This window comes from Amycolatopsis kentuckyensis (assembly GCF_002155975.1).
Classification (GTDB): Bacteria; Actinomycetota; Actinomycetes; order Mycobacteriales; family Pseudonocardiaceae; genus Amycolatopsis; species Amycolatopsis kentuckyensis.
Map to the genome: position 1 here is coordinate 1 of NZ_MUMI01000390.1, position 26,084 is coordinate 26,084.

Sequence of the window (26,084 nt, forward strand, 5' to 3'; positions counted from 1 at the left end):
GGTGCGGCCGCGCGCAGCAGCCGGTCCGCGCGGGCGGGGGAGTGCGCGGTGAGCGCGGCCGCCCGCGCGGACCGGCTGCTGCGCGCGGCCGAACTCGCCCTGGAGTCGGGACAGCCGGCCGTCGCGGCACACCTGCTGGCCCAGGCGCGGTCGCTGGACCTCTCGGTCCGGGACCAGGGCCGGGCGGCCTGGGTCGGCATCGCGCTGGTCGAAGGGTCGGCGCAGGGCGAGGGCACCGCGACCGCCGAGCTGGCCGAGCTGGCCGTCGGGCTCGCCGCCGACGGCGAACCCGTGCTGGGGCTGCGCATGCTGTGGGGCGCGGTCCTGCACTGCTTCTGGGGAGAACCGGGGCCGGACGCCCGCCGGCGGGTCGCCGCCGCCGTCGACCGGATGCCCGTGGACGCGGACAACGCCGACTTGGTGGCCCTGCGGGCGTACTGCGCGCCGGTCGAGCGGGGGCGAGCCGTCCTCGACTCACTGGCCGGACAGCTGGACCGTTCCTCCGAGGACCCCGAGGGGGATCAGCTCTTGGGCGGTGCCGCGGTGACGGTGGGTGCGCCCGCACTGGCGAGCCGGCTGACCGCGCGGTCGCTGGACGCCCTGCGGGCCCAAGGCCGGCTGTCGATGCTGGCCCGCGCCCTCTGCGTCCAGGCGGGGAGCTCCGCACGGCTCGGTGACGTGCGCGCCGGTCACCTCGCCGCCGAAGAGGCCGCCGAGCTGGCCCGCGAGACCGGTCAGCCCCTCGTGCACGCGATGGTGCACGCCATCCGCGCCCAGCTCGCCGCCGTCTGCGGCGACCCGCAGGCGGAGGCGTGGGCGGCGGAAGCGGAGCGCACCGCCCTCCCCGGCGGCGCGCGCCCGGCGCTGGCCATCGTCCAGATGGCCCGCGGGCAGGCCACCCTCTGCCAGGGGCGCTACGGCGACGCCTTCGGGCACCTGCGCCGCGTCTTCGACCCGGCCGACCCGGCTTTCCACCCGTGGCTGCGCTTCTACGGGGTCGCCGAGCTGGTCGAGGCGGCCGTGCGCAGCGATTCCGCCGAGGCGGCGCGGAACATCCTGGACGAGCTGACCCCGCTCGGCGAGCTGACGCCCTCCCCCGCCCTGCTCTGCGGGCTGCGCCTCGGCCACGCCCTGCTCAGCCCGCCGGCCACCGCCGAGCCGCGCTACCGGGCGGCCCTCGACGCCGTTCCCGTCGACTGGCCGTTCGAGCGGGCGCGGGTGCACCTCGCCCTGGGCGAGTGGCTGCGGCGGCACCGGCGCCCCGCGGAGTCCCGCGTCGTCCTGCAGGTCGCGCGCGAGGTCTTCGACGCGCTCGGCGCGACAGCCTGGTCGGAGCGGGCACGCCAGGAACTGCGCGCGGCGGGCGCGTCCTCCCCTCGCCGGGACCTGGCCGCCGTCGACCGGCTCACCTCGACCGAGCTCCACGTCGCCCAGCTCGCCGCGCAGGGGCTGACGAACCGCGAGATCGGCGAGCGGCTGTACGTCTCGCCCAGGACGGTGAGCACCCACCTCCAGCGGATGTTCCCCAAGCTGGGGGTGACCTCCCGCGGCGAGCTCGCGGCGGTGCTCGGCGGCACGATTACGTACGCCGAAGACGTCGTCTGACGGACGCGGCCGCCCCTCTTCGCTCCCTAGGTTCGTGCCATGCCCGATCCGCACACCGCGGACGGGCGGGAAAGGCGAACCATGGCAACCATCACCGTCGGCACCGAGGGCTCGACCGACGTCGAGCTCTTCTACGAGGACCACGGCTCCGGCCGGCCGGTCGTCCTGATCCACGGCTACCCGCTGGACGGACGGTCGTGGGAGAAGCAGACCGAGGCGCTGGTCGAGGCCGGCCACCGCGTCATCACCTACGACCGCCGGGGCTTCGGCCGGTCGAGCCAGACCATGACGGGCTACGACTACGACACCTTCGCCGGTGATCTGGACCGGGTCCTGACCGAGCTCGACCTGCGTGACGTCGTCCTCGTCGGCTTCTCGATGGGCTCGGGCGAGGTCGCCCGCTACCTCGGTACCCACGGCTCGGAGCGGGTCGCGAAGGCGGCGTTCCTCAGCGGGCTCCCGCCGTTCCTGCTGCAGACCGACGACAACCCCGCGGGCGTGCCGCAGTCGGTGTTCGACGGCATCGCCGAGCAGGCCAAAGCCGACCGCTACGCCTGGTACGAGAGCTTCTTCGTCGACTTCTTCAACACCGATGAGACGCTCGGATCCCGTCTCAGCGAAGCCGCCCTCCGGGCGAACTGGGTCACCGCCATCGGCTCGGCGCCCGTGGCGGCGTACGCGTGTGTTCCGACGTGGCTGACGGACTTCCGGGCCGACCTGGAGCGCATCGACGTGCCGTCGCTGATCCTGCACGGCACCGCCGACCGCATCCTGCCGATCGACGCCACCGCGCGCGAGTTCCGCCGCCGCCTGCGCGGCGCGCGCTACGTCGAGATCGACGGTGCGCCGCACGGCCTGCTGCTCACCCACGCGGCCGAAGTCAACGCCGCCCTGATCGCCTTCATCGCAGACTGAGAGCCGGACATGCCCAAGTTCACGCGCCGTGTCACCGTACGCATCACCGCTCTGCTGGCCCTGCTCGCCACTGTCGGCGGGTTCGGCACGGCGAACGCGGTAGCCGCCCACCCCGCAGGCGGACCGAAGCCCACGATCGTCCTCGTCCACGGCGCTTTCGCCGACGGCTCCAGCTGGACCCCGGTCATCGAGCAGCTGCAGCAGCGCGGCTTCACCGCGATCGCCGTGGCCAACCCCCTGCGCGGAGTCCGCTCCGACGCCGAAGCCCTCGACGCGCGTCTCGCCGGCATCGACGGGCCCGTGGTGCTCGTCGGCCACTCCTACGGCGGTGCCGTCATCACGAACGTGCAGGCACGTTCCCCGAAGGTGAAGGCGCTGGTGTACGTCGCCGCCTTCGCCCCCGCCAAGGGTGAAGCCGCGGCCGAGCTCGCCGCGAAGTACCCCGGCAGCACCCTGGGCGAGACGCTGGCCCCGGTCCCCCTGCCCGACGGCTCGCAGGACCTCTACATCAAGCCCTCGCTCTTCCGGCAGCAGTTCGCGGCCGACGTGCCGGCGCGGCAGGCCGCCGTCATGGCCAGCACCCAGCGCCCCATCCTGGACGCCGCCCTGGCGGAGGCGTCCGGTGCCCCCTCCTGGGCGAGCATCCCCTCCTGGTTCGTGCTGGCCGGCGCCGACAAGAACATCCCCGTGCGGGCGCAGAAGTTCATGGCCGACCGGGCCGGCGCACGCGCCACCGTGACCGTCGACGGGGCCTCGCACTCCGTGGCGGTTTCCCACCCGGACACGGTCGTCAGGCTCATCGTGCGCGCCGCGAGCTGACCCCCGGCCCCCGCGGGTCGCGGCCCGCGGGGGCCGTCCCCCACCGCTTCGATCGAGGGAAGTCATGCGCTTCAGCCCGTCCATCGTGCTGTCCCGGATCATCGAGAGCACGCTCGTCCTGCTGGGCGTCCCCATCTTCTTGTCGGAAGACATCAGGTGGATCGCGTTGTGGGACCTCGTCGCCGTCGTCTACCTCGCGATCCGCGTCATCCGCCTCAGTCGCGGCAAGCGGGCCGGCGACGACCGGGGCGCGTGGGTCAAGAGCGCGCTGGGCCGCCGCAGCGGCACTCTGTTCACCCTGTGCACCAGCTTCATCGGGATCATGTCCGGCCTGACCATGGTGTTCGCCGAGGAGGGCACCGATGCGGCGCTGTACGGCAAGACGGCGGGGGTGCCCGCCGTGCTGCTGGCGTGGGCGATCCTGCACTTCGGTTACGCCGACCGCTACGCGCAGGCCTACTACCGCGCCCTGCCCGAGAAGCTGTTGGTGTTCCCCGGTGCCGAGCACCCGACGTTCATCGACTTCACGTACTTCTCTTTCACCGTCGGCACTTCGTTCGCGGTTTCCGACGTCGAGTCACGCACCTCCGGGATCCGGCTGCGGGTCCTCGCCCACGGCGTGCTCTCGTTCATCTACAACACCGCGATGCTCGGCATCGCCATCGGCGTGATCAGCGGCTGATCACCCGGGTGGCCGCGGCGACGGACTCGGTCGGTTCGCCGGTGATCCGATCGGCGACGACGCGAGCCGGAACACGGGCCGGCCGATCTCCGTTCGCCAGGTGGCCGGGTCCGGGTTGTCGCGCGGGCCGACCTGGTCCTGGACCGCGCCCCGGCCGCCGGTGAACAGCTCGTTGGCGTAGCGGCCACCCGGCGGACCGGGCGGCGGCGGGCCGGCGGTCGCGGCATCGAGCTCGGCCATCGCCCGGTCGAACCACGACAGCACATCCTCCTGGTCGACGACGTCCTCCACTGCCGCGACCGTCGTCACCGACGAGGGCCGCACCCACCGCGGCAAGCGCGAGATCCGCGACTGACTCGCCCGCTCCGCGAGCCAGTACACCTACACCACGACGCTCGTTGCGGCCCACCGCGTCGACGACCGGCACTACGTCGCCGCGCTGGTGATCGAGCCGTGAAGCTCACGGAGCGTCCCCGGGCTCCGGACGCCGAGGCTGCCCGGCCCGGTAGGAGCCGGGCGTCCGCCCCATGGTGCGGGTGAACGTTTCGACGAACGCGCTCGGCGTGGCCCAGCCGCACCGGTGCGCGGTCCGGGTGACGCTGGCGCCCTCCGCGAGCTGGATCATCGCGTGGAACACGCGGGTGGTGGTGCGCCACTGGGGGTAGGTGGTCCCGAACTCGACGCGGAACAGCCGGGACAGCGTGCGCTCGCTGGTCCCGGTGCGACGGGCCAGCCACGCCGTCGTGCGGGGCCGGCTGAGGTCTTCGGTGACGAGCCGGCACGCGTGGGCCAAGCGGGGGTCGCGGGCCACGGGCAGCGTCAGCGGCCGGTCCTGGGCGCGGCGGAGGCGGTCGCGGAGCACCAGGTGGAGCCGGGCTGCTTCGGCGGCACCGAGGCCGGGTTCGGTGGCGGCGATGAGGAGTTCGCGCAGCAGCGCGCTGACGGCGATGACCGCGGGCGCGGTGCCGTCCAACGGCGCGTCGTGGCTCGGGAACATCAGCGTGAGCACCTCGGAAGCGCCGTAGACGCGGTGTTCGTGCCAGGTGCCGGCGGGCATCCAGACGGCGCGGTCGGCGCAGGCGACCCACGCGCCGCGGTCGGTGCGGACGGCGAGCACGCCCCGGATGACGTACACCAGCTGGTGCTCGTCGTGCCGGTGCCGCTCGATGACCTGCCCGGCCGCGTGCTCGTGGCGGTTTTCTGACACAAGTCGACAGATTATCGGAAGTGCGGCCCCGGCGGTGGCTGCGAACGTGAGCGCATGACGACCAGCGCTCCGAAGAACCGCCTCCGCCGGATCGCCGTGGACGTCCGGCCGCTGGCGGATCCCGTGTTCCGCCGGACTTTCTTCGGCCAGGGCGCCGCGGTGGTCGGGACGGTGGTGACCGAAGTCGCCGTGCCGGTGCAGATCTACGACCTGTCGCATTCGTCGTTCGACGTCGGTCTCGCCGGGCTGGCCGGGCTCGTCCCGATCCTGGTGTTCGGGCTCTACGGCGGCGCGATCGCCGACGTCGTGGACCGGCGCCGCCTGTACCTGGTCTCCTCGGCGCTCACCTGGACGGTCACGCTCGCGTTGTTCGCCCAGGCGGTGGCCGGGCTCCGGTCGGTGCCGCTGATCCTCGCGCTCGTCGCTGTGCAGTCCGGCGGTTTCGCGGTGTCGTCCGCGGTCCGCGGCGCCATCGTCCCGGCCCTCGTCACCCCGGATCTGGTGCCCGCGGCCAACTCGCTGAACTACACCGCCTCGACGGTCGGGCAGGTTCTGGGTCCGCTCGTCGCGGGCGTTCTCCTCGGACTGCCGAACGGATTCTGCTACGCCTACGGCGCCGACGCGGTGTTGTTCACCGCCGCGCTCTACGCCACCTTCCGGCTCCCGCCCCTGCCTCCGGCGGCGCCCCTCGGCCGCCCCGGCCTGCGCTCGGTCCTCGACGGCCTGCGGTTCCTCGCCGGGCGCCAGGTCCTGCTGATGTCCTTCCTGGTCGACATCGCCGCGATGGTGCTGGCCATGCCGACCGCGCTGTTCCCCGAAGCGGCCGAAACGCGGTGGCACGGCGGAATCGGCCTGCTCTACTCCGCGATCGCGATCGGCTCGGTGCTCGCCGGGCTGTCCGGCGGCTGGATCGGGCGGGTGCGGCGCCAAGGCGCCGCCCTCACCGCGGCGGTGGTGGTCTGGGCCGGAGCCGTCGCGCTGGCCGGGCTCGCCCCCACCCTGTGGCTCGCGGTCACGCTGCTCATCGTCGCCGGCGCGGCCGACCTCGTCAGCGCGGTGTACCGGCAGACGATCCTGCAGACCGCCGTCCCCGACCGGATGCGCGGCCGGCTACAAGGCGTGTACACCGTCGTCGTCGCCGGCGGTCCCCGCCTCGGCGACCTCCGCGCCGGGATCATGGCCTCGGCGCTCCCCCTCGCCGTGGCCTGGTCGGCGACCGCACTGACCTGCGCGGTCCTCGTCCTGACCGGCGCGGTCCTGGCGAGGTCGTTCTGGCAGTACACACCGGACGGAAAATCGAGCGGGGAGAGCTAGTGGTGGGGTCCGGGAAGGTTGGCCAGCCGGTCGCTGCTCCAGGTTCCGGTGCGTCGGAGGGCGGGATCACCGCCGGGAGACGACCTGGCCGACCGCGACGAGGAGCCTCCGGAGTTCGCGCTGGTCCTGTTCGCCGAGCGCGGCCAGGACCCGCGCCTCGGCCGCGGCCACCTCGGGGTCCAGGCGCGCGAGCAGGGTCGCGCCCTCGCGCGTCAACGTGGCGGGCAGCGACCTCCCGGACGACACCGTGGCGGGTCGCGTCACCAGGCCGCGATCCTGCAGCTCGCGAACCACCTTGTTCATCGCCTGGGGCGACACCTGGGCCTCGCGGGCCAGCTGAGCGTTGGACTTCGGCGCCTGCGACAGCATCCGCAGGCAGAGGTACTCGGGCGCCGCCAGCTCCGCCGGCTCGAGCACGGTGGCGGCCACCTCGGCGCGCAGCGCCGCGGTGACGCGGTGCAGCAGGTAGCCGAGCGGCTCGTCGCGGGCACTTTCCATGTCAACCATGTTGACATATATCAACCCGGTTGACATCCTGAGGCGCATGACGAGCTCATCGAACGACGCGTTGTTCGACTCCGCCTATCGTGGCCAGGCCCCCGATCTGGGGCAGGGCTCCCGGCCGCCGTGGAGCATCGGCGAACCGCAGCCCGAGATCGCCGCGCTCATCGACGCGGACGCGTTCCACGGCGAGGTCCTCGACGCCGGCTGCGGCGAGGGCGCGACAGCGCTTTACCTCGCCGAGCGGGGCTTCACTACCGTCGGCCTGGACCTGTCGCCGACCGCGATCGCGATCGCGCGCGCGGAAGCCGCCCAGCGCGGCTTGGCCAACGCCGACTTCGCGGTCGCCGACATCAGCACGTTCACCGGCTACGACGGCCGGTTCGGCACCATCGTCGACAGCACCTTGTTCCATTCGATGCCGGTCGAGCTGCGCCGGGGATACCAGGAATCGATCGTGCGCGCCGCGTCGCCCGGCGCGTCCTATTTCGTGCTGGTGTTCGACAGCGCGACCGTGCCCGCCGGCCGGGTCAACTCGGTCTCCGCGGAGGAACTGCGGGAGGTGGTGGGCGCGTACTGGACGATCGACGAGATCCGGCCGGCCCGCATCCACGCCAACGTCCCCGAGAACTTCCCGGACTTCGCGGACTTCGCCGGCAGCGATGTCCGGAACGAGGGCAACGGCCGCAAGTCGACACCCGCCTGGCTGCTGTCGGCGCACTTGTCCTGACCGGGACGTGCCGGTGGGTTCCGCTAGGCCGTCTGTGCGCCTTCGCGAAGTATCCGCCAGCACAGGTAGAGGCAGGCGCCGGCCGAGGGCGCACCGCCCAGCACCGTGGCGGCGATGCCGAGTGCGGCGGTCTGCCCGGCCACGTACAGCGGCATCTGCACCGCTGTGGCGATGGTGCACTTCACCACGAACACCGCCGTGCACAGCTGGAAGCGCCGCCGCGCTGCCGGGTCGCGTCGCCAGCCGAACCGGTCGCGGCGCACCACCGTCATCGCCACCCCGACCACTGGCCACCGCACCAGCATCGACAGCAGGAAGACCGCCCCCTGAGCGGCCTGGATGACCACGGCCGGGAGGTAGAAGTCGATCGCCTGCCCGGTGGTCCCGGCCAGCAAGGCCGAGCCCCCGACGATGGCCACCCCGATCGCCGCCGACCAGGAGCGCCGGTCGGTCCACGCTCGCACGACCGCGAGCACCGCCACTCCGCCGACGGCGATCAACGCGGCGGTCCACACCTGGCCGGTCAGCAGGTAGGCGACCAGGAACACCACCCGGGACGCGACGCCCTCGACGACCGTGCGCCAACCGCCCACCGCGTCGAACAACGACAGGGACTTCCGGGTCAGCACGTCGAGGCTCATGCGCCGGCCTTCGCCGCGACGGGCGCGAAGCTGGTGCGGCGCATGGTGTCCTCGTAGGCGCCGATCGCCTCGAGCAGGCCGAGCCGGCCACGGTCCGCCTCGGCCAGCGCCTCGCCGAGGCGGTGCGCGTCCCGCATCGCCAAGTTGCCACCGAAACCCGGGGCCGGGTGGATGGCGTCGCCGATGACCGTCACCGGACCCGCGGGCCAGGCGGGCATCGGCGGGATCATTCCGATCCGGAGCGCGGCCGTGACCTCCGGCCAGGCCTCGGCGACGATCAGCCGCAACGTCGGGTGCAGGTCCACGGCCAGGTCCTGGGCCTGGCGCCACACCGTGGCCGGTGAGCCGAACGGCGCTCGCGTGCCGGGCAAGGCCCACATCAGGTAGTCCTCGGCGTCGACGACAGCGCGAGGGCTCAGCGCGGGCAGCAACTCCTCCCGCGCGGTCACCGGCCGCCGGGTGAACCGCAGCACGCCCAGCACCATCATCGTGCCGCCCACCCGCGCGGCGGCCGGACTGTCACCGACCAGCCCCGGCAGCCCGGTGCCGGCCACCGCTCGCAGCGGAGTCGCGCCCATGATCGTGCGTCGTCCCGTGTCGGCCACCCGCACGTCCGGCAAGTACTGGCCGCGAACCGCCGAACCGATCCCGTCCGCGCCGACCAGTACGTCCCCGGTGTCCGTGCTTCCGCCGGCGAAGAAGACCCGGACCGTGCCATCGGCTCGCGGTTCGAATCGCGTGAACTCCGCTCCGAACCGGACGACGTCGTCCAGTCCCGTCAGCAGCACCGCCCGGAGCAACGGCCGGTCGACCTGGCGGCCAGGCCGCGCCCGGCCGGCCGAACCGTCGGACGGCCGAGCACCCACGACGGTCAGCTCACCCTCCACATCGGACAGCATCAGGGTCTGCTCCCGCAGCCCTCCCATGGTGGCCTCCGCCATCGCGGCGTGCGCCGGGGGCAGGCACGCCCGCATCGCCGCCGCGCCCCGGTCGTCGACGTGCAAGCTCACGCCCTGCGGACGTCCCTGCGCGCCATCCCGCTCGTACACCGCGACGTCGATGCCGGCCCGGCGGAGCCCGTGGGCCAGCGTCAGCCCACCGAGACCGGCGCCGATCACGATCACCCTCATGCCCTCACCCTTTCTTCACCACTTGATGAAGAACACGCTACGGCGAGTTCGGGCAAAACTCCACCGTCCGATGAAGAAAGGGTGCTAAGCTTCGGTGGTCATGACGGAAGACGACACCCACGGCCGCCCCGGACGCTGGCGGTCCGGCGCGGAGAGCAAGCAACGGATCCTCCGGACCGCGCGTGAACTGTTCGGCGAGCACGGTTACCGCGCCACGACCGTGCGCGCGATCGCCACCGCGGCAGGAGTCGATCCGGCGATGGTGTTCTACTTCTTCGGCACCAAGCAGGGCCTGTTCGGCGCCGCTGTCGAGATGTCCGGCAACGTCCCCCCGGCCATCGAGTCGATCTTCGCCGGCCGGCTCGACACCATCGGCGAGCGCATCATCCGGACCTTGGTGGAGAATCTCGACAAGTCCGGCCACACCCCCCTGGTGATGCTGACCAGATCGGCACCGACCGACGCCCAGTCCCAAGAGCTGCTGCGCGAGTTCATCGACCGCGAGATCACCGACCGCCTGGCGGCGCTGCTCGGCACGCCGGACGCCGCACTGCGGGCCGCCATGGTCAACGCCCAGATCCTCGGCCTCACCGTGGCGCGGTACATCATGCGGATCGAGCCGATCGCGTCCGCTTCCCTCGACGAACTGGTCGAAAGGTTCGGCCCCCTGGTGCAGCACTGCCTGACCGGCCCCACGACATCGAACGCCTCACCGTCGACGTCACCGCGATGAACCCGTCCGCCGGCGAGTCGGTGACCGCTGCGATGCGACCTGGAGGGCGAAGGCGAGTTGCCGGGTCTGGAATGCGGCGCCGACCCGGTGGTAGTCGATCGCGTGCCCGGCCGAAGGGAACAGCGCCGCGTCGACCGATGGGGAAGAAGTCAACGCGGCGGCGAACTCGGCGATCTGCTCGTCGTCGACGATCCACAGCTTGTCGAACTCGCCCATGCGCAGGTGGACCGGCACGGAAATCTTCGGCGCCAGGTCGTGGAAGAGGCCGAGCCAGCCGGAGGAGCTCTCGACCAGTTCGGCCTTGAGCACGGGCTCGTTGGCGAAGTAGGCCGCTTCCGGCATGTCGTCACGTCGGGTCCGGTCCGGGCCGAACATCCGCGTCGCCTTCTCCTCGTCCGGCGACCGCAGCGTCAGGTCCGGGATCGACGCCCAGATGGCGGCGAAGTGCTCGGGTTCGCGCAGCAGACACCCCGACACCGCGACACCGAGCAGTGGCCACTCCGGCGCGCGTGCGGCGATCGCCAGCGAGATCGGCACCCCGATGGAGTGCCCGATGAGCACGACACCCGCGGCGCCGGATCCATGCGCCTGCCACAACTCGCCGATCAGGTGCGCCAGCGCCGCCGCGTTCGCCAGGAAGACGGACCCGCCGGCCGGCACCGGACTGCTGCCGCCGTACCCCGGTCGGTCGACCGCGATGATCGGCACCCCCAACGCCGCCGCCCGGTCCAGCAGCGAATAGCCGGGAACGTCGAAGTAGGCCGACGAGTACCCGCCCCCGTGCACCGCGATGACCAACGGGGTGTCCTCGTCGCTCTCGGCGATTCGCCGTCGGCCGGTGAACGTCATTCCCTGTGCGGGGCCGGCCGATGTCACCTCGTGGGTGAAACGGACTGTGCCGGTCGAGGACACCTAGATCTTCTCCTTGTCGATTTCGGAGTGGAGGTCGCGAAGCTCCTTGCGTTCCGGCGCGACAGCCCACAGGAACGCCAGCGCGACGAGGGCTGCGCCGGCGGCGACGAGGGGCACGAAGCCGACTCCGGCCAAGGTGATGACACCACCGCCGAGAGCCGCCCCACCGCCGCTGCCGACGTAGATCATCGAGCCGTTCAGCCCGAGCGCCACGGTCGCCGCCGCGCCGCTGGCCGCGAACACCCGGGTCTGCTGCGGCGTCACCTGGAAGGAGCCGACCAGGCCGAGCACGGCGAGTGCGGCTACAGCCGGGACGAGACTCGACCGCACGATCCACAGCGCGACCAGCGCCAGTGCGCTGACCGTCAGGCCGACCGTGATCACCCGGAGCCCGCCCCAGCGATCGGTGAGGGGCCCTACCAGGCGGTTCCCGGCGAAGAAGGCGACGCCGAACCCGAGCAACGCGACGACCGCCGAGGTGGCCGCCTGGCCTTGCGCGCCGATGACGGGGGCGACGTAGCTGAGGACGGCGTACAGCGGCACGAGCTGGAGGGCGGTGCCGCAGAGCAGCAGGAGCACACTGGGCGTGCCGAGGATGCGGACCCTCTCGCGCAGTGACGCGACGGGCAGCCGGACGCCGGGCAGCGCGAGGCAGAGTGCCGCGGCCACCACGGCCCCGCCGGTGATCAACCACAGCGCCGCGCGCCAGCCGAGGTGCTGCCCGACCAGCGCGCCGACCGGCACCCCGATGACCATGGCCAGGCTGGATCCGGCACCGACCATCGCCAGCGATCGTGCTCGCCGCTCCGGCGCCGAGAGGAACGCGACGACCGCGTAGGCGTTGGCCTGGAAACCGGCCGCTCCCAGCGCGGCCAGGATCCTCCCGGCCATCACCACTCCATAGGTCGGCCCGAGCGCCTGGCCGACCATGCCGATCAGGAACACCACCATGCCGCCGCCGAGCACGAAGCGCCGGTCGAGCCGGCCGGTGACCGTCGCGATCAGCGGCGAGCCGATCGCGTAGGTGAGCGCGAACGCCGTGGTCAGCTGCCCGGCTTGGGCGAGGCTGACATGCAGGTCCTGTGCGACCGCGGGGAGCAGCCCCGCCAGCACGAAGCTGTCGACCCCGAGCACGAACGTGCCGACGGCGAGCACCGCAAGCCGTGCCGACGAGAGAGACTTCGATGGAGATCGAATCATGGCGGCAACGGTAGACTAGACTTCGATGTGCGTCAAAGTCTGCCGCCCGTCCCGCGCGAAGGAGTCTCGATGTCGCGAAAGCTGCCGGAGCCGTCGGTCGACGAACTGGACCTGACGGCGATCCTCGGCGCGCTGGTCGACCCGGCTCGCCGGACGATCATGACCGTGATGTACCGGGGGTCGGAACCGTTCGACTGCAGCGCGAGCACGTGGTGCGCGAATCTCGGGTTGACCCCTCCGACCGTCTCCCACCACTTCCGCACGCTGCGCGAAGCCGGTCTGACCCGCACCGTCGTCGACGGCCGCACGCGCAACGTGCGGGTGCGCAAGGAAGATGTGGAAAGCCGCTTCCCCGGTCTCCTCGATGCCTTGCTGACCCACGAGCACGACATGGACACGATCGCCCGGCTGGCCAGGCCCTGACGGCACGGTCGCCGAGGTCAGGCGTATTTTCGTGGTCAGGTGCGGGGAGAAGTTGTCGAGCACGATCCCGATCCGGATCTCGGCCGGCTAGAGGCCGCGCCGGTAGCGACAGAACGCCAGGAACCTCGTCCGGTTCGTCCTCGGCTTGAGGTGGCCGTAGAGCTTGTCTTTGCCCAGGTCGCAGGCGGCGAACAGGTGCCGGACTCCGTGCGGGCGGGTGTAGGTCGCCGTTGACCCGCCGCTACGACCCGCATGACCGGGTGCTCGGGCCGGCGCTGCCGCACCTGTTCCAGCGGCGACGCAGCTGGCGCTGGGAGATCATCTCCTACTCCGGACTGAACCGGCTGCTCGAAGCGACGCTCGCGGAACCCGGTTGTGCGACGCGGCCGGCGCGCCGTTGTCTACACCCCGTACGACTTCCGGCGGATGTTCACCACCGAGGCCGCGACCGGCGGGCTGCCCGTGCACATCGTGGCGCAGCTGCTGGGGCACGCGAACATCAACACCACCCAGGCGTACATGGCGGTTTTCGATGAAGACCTCGTCCGCAATTACCGGGCCTTTCTCGACCGGCGACGGTCGGTCCGCCCGGAAGCCGAATTCCGGGAACCGACCGAGGCGGAGTGGCGTGAGTTCCAGCAGCACTCGATCATGACGTCTTCTCGATGTTTCGGTCAGCTCCCTGCGGTAGTGCGCGGCTGGACGAGGGTTTCCAGGTTCGCCCTGGCGACCTGCTTGCGGAATTCGCCTTCATAGGACGGGTCGCCGGCGTCGTGCATCGTCTGGGTCATCCAGACCGCCGCTGCCTGCCGCTGCCAGGTGTGGTCCAGGCAGGTGTCGGAGTACTTCTCGAGCAGGCTCGCGTCGTCCTTGTCGAGGTACGCGATGACCGCGCGGGCGAGCACCTCGGCGTCGTGCAGGGCCAGGCTCATCCCCTCGGCACTCATCGGGGAGATGAGGTGGGCGGCGTCGCCGACGAGGTGGAGCCGGCCGTAGCTCATCGGGCTGAACACCACCCCGCGCAGCGGCACGACCTGCTTGCTCACGATCGGCCCCTTGACTTCGATCGGGTAACCGAACCGCGTTTCGAGCTCGGCCCAGATGCGGTCGTCCGGCCACTGCTCGACGGAGTCGGTGACCGGGCACTGCAGGTAAAGCCGGCTCGCCTCGGGGCCGCGGGTGATCTGCGCCGCGAAGCCGCGGGTGTGCACGGCCATCGTCGCCGGGGGATCGGCGGGAACTTCCGCGAGGATGGTCAGCCAGGCGTAGCCGAACTCGTGGGTGGCGCACCGGAGAACGTCGTCGGGGATCGCCGTCCTGCTGACGCCGTGGTACCCGTCGCTCCCGGCGACGATGTCGCAGCTGATCGCCCGGGCCGAGCCGGTGGGGTCCCGGTACCGGACCACCGGACTTGCGGTGCCGACGCCGTCCAGACAGATGTCCTCGGACTCGAACCGCAGGTCGCCGCCGTCACGGAGAAACACCTTGATGAGGTTGCGGACGAGGACCTGCTGCGGGCAGAAGGCCGAGCTCACCTCGTCGTCACCGCTGCCGCCCATCTTCCACAGCCGCTTCTCCCCGTCGATCAGCAGCGGCATTTCCGATTCGGTGGGATCGTCGTGGGGAGATTCGGCGGCTTCTTCCACAACCTCTTCAATTCCCCACTGGCGCAGTATGCGCACGCCGCCGGCGTCCAGTGATCCGGCACGCTGCCGGTTTTCGACGTACCGGCGGCTGCGCTTTTCCAGGATTGTGCACGGGATCCCGCTGCGGAGCAGGAAAGTGCCCAGCGTGAGCCCGGCCACCCCGCCGCCCACGATCACCACGGCGGTGTTTTCGGATTCCTGTGTCATCTGCGTTTCCACCTTCTCGGAGGGAGTCTCACGATCGACGCCCGGAGCAGTCCGACCGCTGTCGATCTCCACTGTGGACCGCCGAGCCAGGCGCAAACCACCGATAAGAAGACGCCGGATGAAGGAAACCCGCCAACTTCGGCGGGCTGACGCGCCAGGGGGGTACTAGCGGTCTCGGAGGTGCGATTCGACCTGGTACCGACCTGGGGTCTGCCCGATGACGGCGGTGAAGGCCTCGATGAACGTGGACGGGTTGGACCACCCGCAGGCGATCGCGGTGTCGGTCACCGATCGGCCGTCGGTCAGGTGCAGGACCGCGTGGTGGACCCGGAGGATGGTGCGCCATCGATGGAAGCTCATGCCGAGTTCGGCGTGGAACAGCCGGCTCAGGGTGCGTTCGCTGGCTCCGGCGGCGCGGCCCAGTTCGGTCAGCGTGGTGTTCTGCCCCGGGTCGGCGCGCAGCAGGTCGGTGACGACCCTCAGACGATCATCGTGCGGCTCGGGCAGGTGCAAGGACTGTTCGGGAGTCTCGACGATCTCGTCGATCACCACTGCGCGCAACCGCTTCTCCGCTTCGGGTGTTCTGCCTCTGCGGCTGGTCAGCGCGAGGATCGCCTCGCGTGCCAGTGGGCTGACGGCGAACACGCTTGGCCACGCCACCACGTCATGGCACTCGTCGGCGGGGATGGTGAGAACGCGGGCGTCGGTGTCCCCGTAGAAGCGGTGCGAGTGCTCGAATCCCGGCGGAGTCCACGTTACCCGGTTGGCGGGCGCCATCCAGGTTCCACGCTCCGTTGTCGTGGCCAGGACGCCGGCGGCCGCGTACACCAGCTGGCCATCGGGATGGGAGTGGTTGTCGAGGTGGTAGCCGTGCGGAAGCCAGGCGCCACCCAGCAGCGTCGCCGGGGCCGTTGCCGCGGGCGTCGGGGAAGGATGGCTGGTTTCCTGCATCGAGCGTCAGTTTAACGGTGGCAGGGCACCCGAGCCAGCGGACAAGCTCGTGACGTGAGCACAACGCGCCGACGTGCATCGGAGGGACCCTTGGCCGGCTTGGGAACGTTCAGGGCCGGCTACCGGCACCCACGTCACCGACGGATGCTGACCCTGGCGGTGCAGGGACAGGAGCGAATCAGCCCGAACTTCGTGTCCGTCACACTGGGCGGACACGACGTCCGGCACCTTGAATACACCGGGTTCGACCAATCAGGACGCTTGTTCTTCGCAGAACCGGGCCAAACCGAGGTCGTGCTTCCCAGCAGCGAGAAGTGGATGCTGCAGCAGTCCCTGCAGTCGGCCAAGCGGCGTCCACGGGTCAGGACGTACTCGATCCGGCGCTTCCGGCCGGACGAGCTCGCGTTCGACATCGAATTCTCCATCCACGACCAGAGCAACCCGGCTCGCGCGGCGGCTCCGGGAACCGCTTGGGCACGGGCAGCCAAGCCGGGTGAACGGGTTGCCTTCCTGGACGAAGGCGGTGGCTACGTTCCCACCGCCGGTGCCGGCTGGCAGCTTCTCGTCGGCGACGAGAGCGCGGTACCGGCGATCCTGGCAATCCTCGAACAGTCGCACGACACCTTGCCGGCACAGGTGTTTCTCGAGGTACCCACCGACGCCGACATCCGCCACGAGGTGACGGCGCCGGCCGCAACGAAGATCCACTGGTTGCCCCGCAACGGCTCGTCCCTCCAGCCGGGCTCACTCGCCCTGCGGACCGTGCGGGACGCGGAACTGCCCGACGGACCCTTCTACACCTGGGTCGCCGGCGAGTCGTCCTTGGCAACGGGGATCCGCAGGCACCTGGTCGCCGAACGAAACGTTCCCAAGTCCGCTGTCTCGTTCCGGGGCTACTGGCGACGAGGACGATCTGCTCTCGGGTGACCGGGTGCTGTACGAAACACATCCGACCGCGCACAGCAAGCGGTGGAGTATGCGTAGAACAAGGGAGAAGAACACTGATGAAAATCAGTCTGCTCGACCTGGGTGACCGGATGGAAGATCCGGTCACCGGCTACTTTCCCTCTCAGTCCGAACGTCATCGCGCGATCGTCGACGCGTCCGCGGCGGCCGATGAGGCAGGATTCCACAGTGTCCACATCGGCGAGCACCACGGGCTCGAGTACATCTACTCGGCCCCGCCGGTGATCCTCGCGGCGATCGCCGAACGCACCAAGAACCTACGCCTCTCGACGGGCGTGACTCTCGCGGCCAACCTCGACCCGGTCCGCGTGGCGGAAGACTACGCCACCGTTGACGTCCTCTCCGGCGGCCGATGCGAGGTCGTCGTCGGCCGCGGGCACTTCTTCGCCGACACCTACGCACTGTTCGGCCAAAGCGTCGATGACTCGCATGAGCTGTTCAAGGACGCGATCGAACTTCTTCTGCGGCTGTGGAGCGGCGAACCGGTGACCTGGCCGGGTTCCCGCCACCGCGCACCGATCAACGGATTCAGCCTGCAGCCACAACCGGTCGCCGGCATGCCACTGTGGATCGGCGGCGGCGCCTCGGGCACGAGCGTCGAACTGGCCGCCCGCCTGGGCCTGGACCTGCTACTGCCCAGCGTGTTCGGGGACCCTGAGAAGCTCAAGCCCGGTGTCGAGGCCTACCGGGAGAAGTTCGCTTCCTACGGGCACGGGCGGGAACCGCGGATCGGGGCCGCCTGGCACGTCAACGTCGGCAAGACCAGCCAGGCCGCCCGGGAACGGTGGGAACCCCGGTACCGCGCGTACTTCGACCTCATGACGCAGCGGGGCAGCCGCGCCAAGCCCACCTCGACCCCGTTCTACGACCAGCCTCTCGACTTCGACCACGTCACGACCCACGGACCGGCCATGGTCGGCAGCCCGGCCGAAGTCGCCGACCGGCTCGGCCACGCGGCCGAGCTACTGACCGCCGACACCCATCTCCTGTCCCTCAACATGGGCGGCTGCCCCACCGAGGAGTTCATCGACATGGTCGAGCTCATCGGCGCGGAGATGATCCCGCAGCTGGACTGACGTGAGGCGGCGACTGCTCCGACACAGATGGGGAGGCAACGCGGTGTACGTGAAGGTCGCAGGGACGCACGAACAACCCAAGGTGACCGTCGAAGAGGGGGATGACTGCACCCGGCTGCACGTCATCGTGGAAGAACTCGACGAGGTGCTCGCGGGGACCGCGCTCACCCGAGCGGGTCTCGGCCAGCAGGGCAAGCGCGGCCACGTTCTGCTCGACATCGCTGCTCTGCGTTCTCGGAGTCGAAGCCGCGCACCTGATTGGGAAGCGCGATTCGACGCGATGATCGAGTACGCCAAGAAGAGCGGATGGGTCAGCGCCGACGAAAAGTCGGTTGCAGCCCACATCGCCGACGCGCCGTAAGAGTCGGTACGGTCATCGCCCGCCCTCCAGTGGCTTCGCGGTCACCCGTACGATCGGCGTTCGGCGCCCAGGACCGGCCCGGCGGTGCTGCGTGGGAGCGCAGCCCGCACTGGTCGACCCAACCGACGCCCTGCTCGGTCGTGGCGACCCCGACGACCAGCCGGATCAGCTCGACCACCGCCTGGCAGGTCCACATCGGGCCGCCGATCAGCAGTTCCCCGGGGGCGTAGTCGGCCATCGCCGCGAACAACGTGCCGGTCCTCCGCGCTGATCACGTGCCCACCGACCGTTCGGAGACTCCGAACACCTCCGCGGCCCGTCGGTAGCCCTCGACCCGACCGGACTCCAACGCGGCCACCACCCGCAACCGCAGCACCTCACGCTCCGCAGGCGATAACCGGTGCGCACCCTCGACCTCGATCGCAAGTGATCAACCTACCGGAAGATGATCACTTTCGACTCAAAAGTACGAGCCGATGCAGTCATGCAGAGGCCTGGCAATCCACGCTTCTTCCCGTGCTGAATGTTGGCACTAATGAAATTTACCTGGCGTCGAACCATCGTCGAACAGTGGGGAAGGAACCACATAATCGCAGATAGAGGCAGTGCTAAAGCCCTGAACGAGGGCTCCGTCCCGAACTGTGGTTCACCCGGATCGCCGCATACCTTCTTTCTTACGGAGACACTCTTGTGAGCGTGAACATTGGGTGCCAGACTGTCTCCGCCGAAGCCTGCGCCGCTGACGGAAGCCGCCGCGTCACAGCCCGCCGGCGGATTTGTCGAACCCGGAATTCCGGAGCAACGCTGTGCCCGGCCGTGCGGCAGCACGGATGGCAGCCGGAAAACCGTACGCACCGAGGAGTGAGATCAGGGTGACAGCAACACGACTTCCCCGTCTTCGCAGGGCGGCAACGCTGTTGGCAGCAGGCGTGCTGCTGTCCGCGATGACGGCGGTACTGCCTACGTCGTCCGCGGAGGCGTTGGAAAACGGTGTGGCACGCACGCCACCGATGGGGTGGAACTCGTGGAACACGTTCGGCTGCAACATCAGCGAAGCGTTGATCAGGCAGATGACCGATGCGATGGTCAGCTCCGGCATGCGTGACGCGGGCTACCAGTACGTCGTGGTGGACGACTGCTGGATGAACCCGAACCGGGACTCGGCGGGCAACCTCCAAGGCGACCCGAGCCGATTCCCCAGCGGCATGAAGGCGCTCGGCGACTACATCCACGGCAAGGGCCTCAAATTCGGGATCTACCAGGCACCGTTGGCCGAGACGTGCGCCCAGTACTTCAACTCCTACGCCGGTTCGACCGGGGCGCTGGGCCACGAGGAGCAGGACGCCCGCCAGTTCGCGGCCTGGGGCGTGGACTACCTCAAGTACGACTGGTGCTCGCCCAGCGGCACGATCGACGACCAGGTGCGCACGTTCGCCAAGATGCGCGACGCGCTGCACGCCACCGGCCGCCCGATCGTCTACAGCATCAACTCCAACAGCATCCACGACAAGACCGGGCCCCGGCGCAACTGGGGCGACGTGGCGAACATGTGGCGCACCACCGAGGACATCACCAACAAGTGGGACACCGGGCAGACCAACGGCTACCCGATGGGCATCCAGAACATCGTCAACGTCACCGTGCCCCTGGCGTCCTACGCCAAGCCCGGCGGGTTCAACGACCCGGACATGATGGAAGTCGGCCGCGGCGGCATGAACGACACTGAGATGCGCAGCCACTTCGCCCTGTGGGCCGTCATGGCCTCGCCCCTCATCGCGGGCAACGACCCGCGCAACATGAACGCCGCCACTTCGACCATCCTGAAGAACGCGAACCTCATCGCCATCAACCAGGACAGCCTCGGCCTGCAGGCCAGGCAGGTCTCCAACGACGGCACCCGGCGTGTCCTGGCCAAGCCGCTGGCCAACGGCAACGTCGCGGTCGCCCTGTTCAACCAGGGCGGCGGCACGACCACCGTCTCGACCACGGCGAGCGCGATCGGCCTGTCGGGCAGCTCGTTCACGCTGCGCGACGCCTGGACCAACGGCACGACCACCACGTCCGGCGCCATCTCGGCCAGCGTCCCGGCGCACGGCACCGCGGTGTACGTCGTCAGCGGCGGCGAAGGCCCCGCGCCCACGTCGTTCTCCTTGGTGAGCCAGAGTTCCGGCCGCTGCCTGGACATCCCCGGCAGCACGCCGACCAACGGCGCCCTGGCCCAGATCTGGGACTGCACCAGCCAGACCAACCAGCGCTTCACCACGACCGCGGCCGGTGAGCTGCGCGCCTACGACGGCGCGAAGTGCCTGGACATCTACAACCAGGGCACGGCCAACGGCACCGCCGTGACGTTGTGGGACTGCAACGGCCAGGGCAACCAGCAGTTCCGCGTCAACTCCGACGGCAGCGTGACGGCGGTGGCGTCGGGCAAGTGCCTGGACGTCAACGGCGGCGCCACCGCCAACGGGACGAAGGTCATCATCTGGGACTGCCACGGCGGCACCAACCAGAGGTGGACCCGCACCTGATCCCGAGGCGGCGACCGCGAACTCCGCGGTCGCCGCCGACCGGACCGACTTCGGTGGCGCGGTCAGCGGCTGGGACCCACCCGGGCACGACCGGCGAGAACGAGCGCATGACCGCGCACTTCCGGCTCGAATATCCGGCTAAACCGGTGCGGGCGAACGCCTTGAAGAGCCAATTGTCGAGCGCGGGGACGATGTAGACATTGCGTGGGTTGCTGGACTCGTGTTTCTGCTGTTCCGTGACAGCAGGGCTGCCGGGCCGTTGAGCGCGCCTTCACGGGATGTTCGCGCGGAGGCTTTTCTGGCGCTCACCCCGCCGCTCGGCACAGCGAGCTCCCGGTTGCCGGTTGCCCATGATCGGCGGGGCTCGCTGCGCGCCATCAACGTCGCCAAGGCCCCTTACCGATGTGAACGCTCACACCTCCGGCTCGATGACCGGCTGCTCACCTCCGGTGACGCACGACGCCTACGGCGCACAGGACCGCGTTGACCAGCGCACCGAAACTCGCAGTTGACATCCCCGTAACCGCCAGCGACTCTGTTAGCGCTCACATCGCACCTGCTCGTGCGCCAGCCCTCCTGGCTCGCCGGCGCGGTCCCCTCCTTCCCCCGAGGAGCCCACCTATGGCAACGTTCACCCGGGTCCGCCGGAGATTGGCAGTCGCGCTCGGCGTGATCGTCGTGCTACTGACCGTGTTCGCCCCGCCGGCCGGCGCGCAGTTCATCACGATCAACAACCCGGTCATCCAGCAGCGCGCCGACACCGCGATCTACAAGCACACCGACGGCTACTACTACATGACGGCCTCGGTCCCCGACTACAAGCGGGTCGAACTGCGACGCGCCACGACACTGCAGGGCCTCGGCAGCGCCGCGACGGTCAACGCGTTCACCGCGCCGTCCAGCGGCGCGCTGAGTGGGTGGATCTGGGCGCCGGACATCCAGTTCATCGACGGCGCCTGGTACATGTACTTCTCGGCCTCGCCCGGCACCGCACGATTCGACCAGCGGCTCTACTGGATCCGCAACACCTGCGCCAACCCGATGACCTGCGCATGGAGCGCGCCCCAGCGCTTCACCACCGGCTGGGAGTCCTTCCAGCTCGACGCGGCCTCGTTCGTCAATCGCGGGGTGCGCTACTTCACCTGGGCCCAGGACAGCCCGTCCACCAACTTCAACAGCCACATGTACATCGCCCGGATGAACGGGCCCACCGGCATCACCGGCACGGTCACCGAGATCGCGCGCCCGACGTACGCCTGGGAGATGGAAGGCGTCGCCGGCGTGGTGGAAGGGCCATCGCCGCTGGTCAAGAACGGCCGCGTGTTCATCGCCTACTCGGCCTCGGCGACCGACTCCCGGTACAAGCTGGGCCTGCTGTCGGCCGACGACACCGCGGACCTGCTGGACCCCGCCTCCTGGCGCAAGAGCCCGAACCCGGTGTTCCAGACCGCGAACGGGGTCTACGGCCCGGGCCACGGCAGCTTCACCGTGGCCGAGGACAACCGCACGGACGTGTTGGTCTACCACGCCCGTGACTACGCCAACCCGACGCCGGACGCTCTCACCGACCCGAACCGGCACACCCGCTTCCAGCAGCTCTACTTCGGCGACAACGGCGCCCCGTTCTTCGGCCAGCCGCTGCCGAACGGAATGACCGCGCCCGGCATCCGGGGCCAGTACAGCGACCGCTGCGTCGACAACTACGACTTCGACACCACGCCCGGCGCGCTCGTTCGGTTGTACAGCTGCAACGGCAACGCCGCGCAGGAGTGGGAATTCAACTACCAGGGCGTCAGCGGGTACGAGATCCGCAACCGCAACACCGGTACCTGTCTGACCGACATCAACGGCAGCACGGCGCTGAACGCCGACGTCGGCTTGGTCGCCTGCACCAACTCGACGGCCCAGCAGTGGCAGATCATCGACCAGGGCAACGGTTGGTTCTCGCTGCGCAACGTCGCCGGCAACATGTGCCTGGACAACTATGACTGGAAGGCCGTGAACGGCGCCCGGCTCTCGCTCTACACGTGCAACGGCTTCGCCGTCCAGCTGTGGCGGCGTGGCTAGAGCAGCACCGATGCCGTAAAGCCTCGCTGCGGCCCGGATCGATCCGCGCTTTCGCAAGATCGCTCCGGGCCGCTTCCCTGCTCGACGGCGGCAATTGCCGGCTAAGGGGACGAACCTGACGATGCGGCAGATCGGGCCGTTGTTCGGGGTGTCGCATTCCGCGGTGCACCGGGTGATTGACACGATCGGGTCGCTGCTGGCGCTGGCCCGGTCCGCAAACGCCGCATCGACTCCGTGGCGATCGTGGACCGCCAATAGGTCGCGACCAGCAGCACCCGGTCGGCCGGCGGCAACGCCCACTGCCGGCCCGGGCGACCGTCGGCGATCTCCTCCCCCGCCCCGCTTCGCGACCAGCCGCACCAGCTTGCGGAACCGGCCCGGCTCCAGCCCGGTGAACGGGCAATCCACTCCGGCCGCGACGCTGTGATCACCTGCACCACACCAACATGATCAACTACCGGCCCAGCCAGCCCGACACCGGGTTACGAGACATCCCTTAGGCTGGGCACGCCTGACCGACCAGAGGAGTTCGCCGCCGCCGTTGCCCGCCACCTCGGTGGCCGAGGGGGCCACCGCCGGAGCGGGATCGGCGCGTCGAGGCGCTGCTCGCCAAGATGACCCTGGCCGAAAAGATCGGGCAGCTGCAGCTCGTCGGCGACGAAACCGCCGCACTGGCCGACGGCCGGCTCGGCGGTGTCTTCTCCGTGGTCGGGGCCGCGAAACTCAGTGCCCTGCAACGCATCGCCGTCATGCGGACGCGGCTGGGAATCCCGCTGATCTTCGGCCTCGACGTCATCCACGGGGACACCACCAACTTCCCGATCCCGCTCGCCCAGGGCGCCAGTTTCGATCCCGCCGTCGCGGGCACGGACGCAGGAGTTTCGGCCGGGGAAGCCCGCGGCAGCGGCATACAAACGAACTACACGTCGCACGACAATCTTTCCGCTGTCCGGACGCACCTGCTGAGCCGTTCCACGCAAGCGGCGCCGATCACAGGCCCGGCGGTCGTCACGCCCGAACCGCCGGAGCCCCTCTTTCCCGAGTTGGCGGAAACCGGCGACGAAGCACCGTCCTGACCGGACGAATGCCCCGGTTCGCCGTGCGCTATCCGGGGTCGGCCGCGCCGTTCCGGGACTCGTGGCGGAGTGCCATGGCGCGGAGCACCATCTCCATGGTGAAACGGGCCTTCGGGTCGTGGAGGTGGTCTCCGAAGACCTGCTCGAGCTGGCGCAAGCGGTAGCGGACCGTCTGCGGGTGCACCACCAGCTCGGCCGCGATCTTCGGGATCTTGCCGCCGTGGCCGAGCCAGGACAGCAAGGTCTCGGCCAGCCTCAGCTGAGTGGCCTCCGAGAACCCGGCCAGCGGGCCGAACTGGTGGCGGGCGAGCTGGTCGACCAGGTCTTCGTCCGACAGCAGCCACAGCGTGGTCAAGTGCTCGGCGCACCAGGTGATCCGGGCCGCGGGCAGCACCCCGCGGGCCACGAGCCGTTCCGCGGCGCGGGCCCAGCGCAGCGAGTTCGCCGCCTTGTCCAGCGGTGTCGGCGGGCCCACCACGATCCGCACTCCGAGGTCCGAGGCGATGCGGTGCAGCCGGTCCTGGTCGATCGGGGCCGGCAGGAGCAGGTGCGGTTGCGGCAGCTCCAGATTGCTCAGGACGTCCGTCCCCCACGAAGTCACCGGGGTGCAGCTCACGTGGGCGTGCGGCTCGACCGACACCGCGGCCACGGTGTCCGGTGGCACCCAACCGACGGCCTGGGCGGAGTCGGTGATCACCTCGTTGGGGACGGCCGGCCGCTCGAGGACGAGCTGCAGCAACCGTCGGCGCAGGCCTTCGCGGGCGCCCTCCATCTCGGCCTGCGCCTCGCGGTAGCCCTGGAAGGACATTTTCGCGAGCTCGTCGGCGTAGCCGAACAGCATCTCGCCCAGCCGTCCCATGGCCATCGACGACAGGTGGTGGCGCTGCCCGAGCCGCATGATGCCCTGCCAGGCGACCCGGGTGCCCACCCGGTACGCCGCGTGGAGGTCGTCGAGGGTGCGGCCTTCGCGCGCTTCGCCGGCACCCAGCCGCCGGCACGTCTCGTGCAGCTTGTCCCGCGCGGTCGCCGGGTCCTCGACCAGATCCACGAAGAGCTTGACAGCGCAGTCGACGCCCTGCCGCGTGACGTGGGTGTACCGGCCCTCGCCCGGCCTGGCGTAGACCGGGACCGCCCGCCAGACCTCGCGGACGATCTGCTCGACCAGCCTGGGCAGCGCCGGCCGCATGAACTCGGCGAGCTCGCGGGCCTGACCGCGCCGTCGGAGCTCGTCTTCCTCGCCGTCATCGGCCGGACGCCGGACGGCTGTGGCGGCAAGCTGATGACCGTTTTGCCGGGGTGTCAAGCGTTCCTCCACCCGTCGTGCTGGCATTCCGTGCTTTACCCGGAAGTAAAACAGTGGTCACGGATCACCGTAAACCGCCAAGGGATGGCATCGCTCCCTCGACCGATCAAGACCATGTCACGGTCACGGGGCAACCGCCGGTTTTCGCAGTGCGGCCAGGACGCTGTCGAGGTGCCTGGCGATCACCTCCACGTTCGGAGCGTCCAGAAGCGACAGGTGGTGCCCGGGGACGACGACGAGATCGAGGTCCGGGCAGACCGCGTCCCAGCCCCTCGCCGGATCGGTCCGGTCGAATCGCGGATCCCGCAGCCCGCCCGGCACCGGCGAAGCGGCGCTGTAGAAGAGCGTACGGCCGGGGTAGACCGACGGCTCGTAGCGTTCGAGCAGCCGGGCGTCCAGGTAGGACGCTCGCTGGTGCGCCAGGATCGCCCCGCTCACCCCGGGATCGATCAGCCCGGACCGGCGGAGCGCGGCGACCAGGAGGTCCGCTTGCGCCGGTTCGTCCAGTTCGGCGAGTTCCTCGTAGGGAAGGTCCACCTCGCCCCCGTAGGCGGTCCGGAGGAACTCCTGGTAGCGGGTCAGCCGAACCCGCTGGACGTCGGCATCGGCGGGCAGGGGCAGGATCGGGTCCACGAGCGCGAGCAGTTCGACGTCTTCGCCGGCGGCGGTCAGCTGTTGCGCCGCTTCGAAGGCCAGGAAGCCGCCGAACGACCACCCGGCCAGCCGGTACGGACCGTGGGGCTGCATCCGCCGCAGTTCGGCCAGGTGGCACTCGGCCCGTTGCTCCACTGTGGACGTGTCGGCCACGCGATCGAAGCCGTAGGCGGGGACGTCCGGATCCAGGAGATCGACGAGCTGGCGGAACACCCCGGTGTCGCCGCCGCCGGGGTGGAAGAAGAACACCGGGGGCCGGGCACCCGAGTCCCGCAGCACCCGGACCGGACCGGTGACCCGGTCGCACTCCCGCACCACCGCGGCCATCAGCTCGACCGTCGGCCCGGCGAACAGCCGGTCTTTCGTGAGCACCGTTCCGGTGCGCGCGGAGATCAGCTCGGTGATCCGCCCGGCCTGCCGGTCGTCGCCGCCGAGCG

At 70.2% G+C, this 26,084-nt stretch carries 27 protein-coding genes and 2 pseudogenes; 16 read left to right on the forward strand and 13 right to left on the reverse strand.

Annotated elements, in window-relative coordinates; all coding sequences use genetic code 11:
• From CCN39_RS32695 to CCN39_RS32710, 4 genes are all read left to right on the forward strand, one after another.
• A partial coding sequence (locus CCN39_RS32695; protein ID WP_208630487.1) for a LuxR C-terminal-related transcriptional regulator occupies positions 1–1,605 on the forward strand: 1,605 nt, incomplete at its 5' end.
• 81 nt (positions 1,606–1,686) lie between these two features.
• A complete protein-coding gene (locus tag CCN39_RS32700) occupies positions 1,687–2,520 on the forward strand; it encodes an alpha/beta fold hydrolase (RefSeq protein ID WP_086848579.1) in 834 nt (277 codons plus the stop codon).
• Positions 2,521–2,529: 9 nt separating this feature from the next.
• Positions 2,530–3,339 carry an alpha/beta fold hydrolase gene (locus CCN39_RS32705; RefSeq protein ID WP_086848581.1) on the forward strand — a complete coding sequence of 270 codons (810 nt, stop codon included), beginning with the start codon at positions 2,530–2,532 and terminating at the stop codon, positions 3,337–3,339.
• A 64-nt stretch (positions 3,340–3,403) separates the two neighbouring features.
• A complete protein-coding gene (locus CCN39_RS32710) occupies positions 3,404–4,021 on the forward strand; it encodes a DUF1345 domain-containing protein (protein WP_086848583.1) in 618 nt (205 codons plus the stop codon).
• Here the strand turns inward: CCN39_RS32710 and CCN39_RS32715 are convergent, their stop codons facing one another.
• Positions 4,022–4,402: a hypothetical protein gene (locus CCN39_RS32715; RefSeq protein WP_208630489.1), complete on the reverse strand. Its 381-nt coding sequence runs from the start codon at positions 4,400–4,402 to the stop codon at positions 4,022–4,024. It lies immediately after the preceding gene.
• A 79-nt stretch (positions 4,403–4,481) separates the two neighbouring features.
• Positions 4,482–5,228, reverse strand: a complete 747-nt coding sequence (locus CCN39_RS32720; RefSeq protein WP_086848585.1) for an AraC family transcriptional regulator — start codon at positions 5,226–5,228, stop codon at positions 4,482–4,484.
• 54 nt (positions 5,229–5,282) lie between these two features.
• Here CCN39_RS32720 and CCN39_RS32725 point away from each other — a divergent pair, with 54 nt between their 5' ends.
• Positions 5,283–6,542, forward strand: coding sequence for an MFS transporter (locus CCN39_RS32725; protein WP_086848587.1), 1,260 nt, complete (start codon positions 5,283–5,285; stop codon positions 6,540–6,542).
• 66 nt (positions 6,543–6,608) lie between these two features.
• Here CCN39_RS32725 and CCN39_RS32730 read toward each other — a convergent pair whose 3' ends face one another.
• Positions 6,609–7,040 carry a MarR family winged helix-turn-helix transcriptional regulator gene (locus CCN39_RS32730; protein WP_086848589.1) on the reverse strand — a complete coding sequence of 144 codons (432 nt, stop codon included), beginning with the start codon at positions 7,038–7,040 and terminating at the stop codon, positions 6,609–6,611.
• A 46-nt stretch (positions 7,041–7,086) separates the two neighbouring features.
• Between CCN39_RS32730 and CCN39_RS32735 the strand changes: the two genes are divergently transcribed.
• Positions 7,087–7,773, forward strand: a complete 687-nt coding sequence (locus CCN39_RS32735; RefSeq protein WP_167455249.1) for a class I SAM-dependent methyltransferase — start codon at positions 7,087–7,089, stop codon at positions 7,771–7,773.
• A 23-nt stretch (positions 7,774–7,796) separates the two neighbouring features.
• Here the strand turns inward: CCN39_RS32735 and CCN39_RS32740 are convergent, their stop codons facing one another.
• Both CCN39_RS32740 and CCN39_RS32745 read right to left on the reverse strand, forming a co-directional pair.
• Positions 7,797–8,414, reverse strand: a complete 618-nt coding sequence (locus CCN39_RS32740; RefSeq protein ID WP_086848591.1) for a DUF3159 domain-containing protein — start codon at positions 8,412–8,414, stop codon at positions 7,797–7,799.
• Positions 8,411–9,544 (reverse strand): FAD-dependent oxidoreductase, encoded by a 1,134-nt coding sequence (locus CCN39_RS32745; RefSeq protein WP_167455250.1) that lies wholly within the window; start codon positions 9,542–9,544, stop codon positions 8,411–8,413. Before CCN39_RS32745 ends, CCN39_RS32740 begins: the two co-directional genes overlap by 4 nt.
• A gap of 100 nt (positions 9,545–9,644) precedes the next feature.
• Between CCN39_RS32745 and CCN39_RS32750 the strand changes: the two genes are divergently transcribed.
• Complete coding sequence (locus CCN39_RS32750) at positions 9,645–10,277, forward strand: TetR/AcrR family transcriptional regulator (RefSeq protein ID WP_086848594.1); 633 nt, start codon at positions 9,645–9,647, stop codon at positions 10,275–10,277.
• Here the strand turns inward: CCN39_RS32750 and CCN39_RS32755 are convergent.
• Both CCN39_RS32755 and CCN39_RS32760 read right to left on the reverse strand, forming a co-directional pair.
• Positions 10,266–11,126, reverse strand: a complete 861-nt coding sequence (locus tag CCN39_RS32755) for an alpha/beta fold hydrolase (protein ID WP_208630491.1) — start codon at positions 11,124–11,126, stop codon at positions 10,266–10,268. The genes CCN39_RS32750 and CCN39_RS32755 overlap by 12 nt on opposite strands.
• A gap of 63 nt (positions 11,127–11,189) precedes the next feature.
• The gene (locus CCN39_RS32760; RefSeq protein ID WP_086848598.1) at positions 11,190–12,389 is read right to left on the reverse strand and encodes an MFS transporter; all 1,200 of its coding nucleotides are present in this window, start codon (positions 12,387–12,389) and stop codon (positions 11,190–11,192) included.
• Positions 12,390–12,458: 69 nt separating this feature from the next.
• Between CCN39_RS32760 and CCN39_RS32765 the strand changes: the two genes are divergently transcribed.
• Positions 12,459–12,812: an ArsR/SmtB family transcription factor gene (locus CCN39_RS32765; RefSeq protein WP_086848600.1), complete on the forward strand. Its 354-nt coding sequence runs from the start codon at positions 12,459–12,461 to the stop codon at positions 12,810–12,812.
• A 375-nt stretch (positions 12,813–13,187) separates the two neighbouring features.
• Complete coding sequence (locus CCN39_RS51280) at positions 13,188–13,568, forward strand: tyrosine-type recombinase/integrase (RefSeq protein ID WP_434781139.1); 381 nt, start codon at positions 13,188–13,190, stop codon at positions 13,566–13,568.
• Here the strand turns inward: CCN39_RS51280 and CCN39_RS32780 are convergent.
• The gene (locus tag CCN39_RS32780; protein ID WP_086848602.1) at positions 13,487–14,665 is read right to left on the reverse strand and encodes a 4-hydroxybenzoate 3-monooxygenase; all 1,179 of its coding nucleotides are present in this window, start codon (positions 14,663–14,665) and stop codon (positions 13,487–13,489) included. The genes CCN39_RS51280 and CCN39_RS32780 overlap by 82 nt on opposite strands.
• 165 nt (positions 14,666–14,830) lie before the next feature.
• Positions 14,831–15,616 carry an AraC family transcriptional regulator gene (locus CCN39_RS32785; RefSeq protein ID WP_086848604.1) on the reverse strand — a complete coding sequence of 262 codons (786 nt, stop codon included), beginning with the start codon at positions 15,614–15,616 and terminating at the stop codon, positions 14,831–14,833.
• 144 nt (positions 15,617–15,760) lie between these two features.
• Between CCN39_RS32785 and CCN39_RS32790 the strand changes: the two genes are divergently transcribed.
• The 3 genes from CCN39_RS32790 (at position 15,761) to CCN39_RS32800 (ending at position 18,019) form a co-directional block, all read left to right on the forward strand.
• On the forward strand, positions 15,761–16,543 hold the full coding sequence (locus tag CCN39_RS32790; protein WP_086848606.1) for a siderophore-interacting protein: 783 nt from the start codon (positions 15,761–15,763) through the stop codon (positions 16,541–16,543).
• Positions 16,544–16,620: 77 nt separating this feature from the next.
• Positions 16,621–17,658 (forward strand): LLM class flavin-dependent oxidoreductase, encoded by a 1,038-nt coding sequence (locus CCN39_RS32795; RefSeq protein ID WP_086848608.1) that lies wholly within the window; start codon positions 16,621–16,623, stop codon positions 17,656–17,658.
• A gap of 43 nt (positions 17,659–17,701) precedes the next feature.
• Positions 17,702–18,019, forward strand: coding sequence for a hypothetical protein (locus tag CCN39_RS32800; RefSeq protein WP_086848610.1), 318 nt, complete (start codon positions 17,702–17,704; stop codon positions 18,017–18,019).
• A 757-nt stretch (positions 18,020–18,776) separates the two neighbouring features.
• Here CCN39_RS32800 and CCN39_RS53060 read toward each other — a convergent pair.
• A complete protein-coding gene (locus tag CCN39_RS53060; protein ID WP_434781141.1) occupies positions 18,777–19,118 on the reverse strand; it encodes a hypothetical protein in 342 nt (113 codons plus the stop codon).
• Here CCN39_RS53060 and CCN39_RS32805 point away from each other — a divergent pair.
• The 3 genes and pseudogenes from CCN39_RS32805 to CCN39_RS32815 form a co-directional block, all read left to right on the forward strand.
• Complete coding sequence (locus CCN39_RS32805; protein ID WP_434781140.1) at positions 19,030–20,547, forward strand: glycoside hydrolase family 27 protein; 1,518 nt, start codon at positions 19,030–19,032, stop codon at positions 20,545–20,547. The genes CCN39_RS53060 and CCN39_RS32805 overlap by 89 nt on opposite strands.
• Before the next feature lie 621 nt (positions 20,548–21,168).
• A complete protein-coding gene (locus tag CCN39_RS32810; RefSeq protein ID WP_086848612.1) occupies positions 21,169–22,614 on the forward strand; it encodes a family 43 glycosylhydrolase in 1,446 nt (481 codons plus the stop codon).
• A 109-nt stretch (positions 22,615–22,723) separates the two neighbouring features.
• Positions 22,724–22,863: pseudogene (locus CCN39_RS32815) on the forward strand (transposase family protein); the annotation flags it as partial.
• Here the strand turns inward: CCN39_RS32815 and CCN39_RS32820 are convergent.
• Positions 22,859–23,051, reverse strand: a pseudogene (locus CCN39_RS32820) (IS5/IS1182 family transposase); the annotation flags it as partial. The pseudogenes CCN39_RS32815 and CCN39_RS32820 overlap by 5 nt on opposite strands.
• 177 nt (positions 23,052–23,228) lie before the next feature.
• On the opposite strand from CCN39_RS32820, the gene CCN39_RS52025 reads away from it, so the two are divergent.
• Complete coding sequence (locus CCN39_RS52025; protein WP_244211103.1) at positions 23,229–23,690, forward strand: glycoside hydrolase family 3 N-terminal domain-containing protein; 462 nt, start codon at positions 23,229–23,231, stop codon at positions 23,688–23,690.
• Between the two features lie 28 nt (positions 23,691–23,718).
• Here the strand turns inward: CCN39_RS52025 and CCN39_RS32830 are convergent, their stop codons facing one another.
• Together CCN39_RS32830 and CCN39_RS32835 are read right to left on the reverse strand one after the other, a co-directional pair.
• Positions 23,719–24,993 carry a PucR-like N-terminal domain-containing protein gene (locus CCN39_RS32830; RefSeq protein WP_086848619.1) on the reverse strand — a complete coding sequence of 425 codons (1,275 nt, stop codon included), beginning with the start codon at positions 24,991–24,993 and terminating at the stop codon, positions 23,719–23,721.
• Positions 24,994–25,116: 123 nt separating this feature from the next.
• On the reverse strand, positions 25,117–26,084 hold a 968-nt coding region (locus CCN39_RS32835; RefSeq protein WP_143264239.1), incomplete at its 5' end, for a thioesterase domain-containing protein.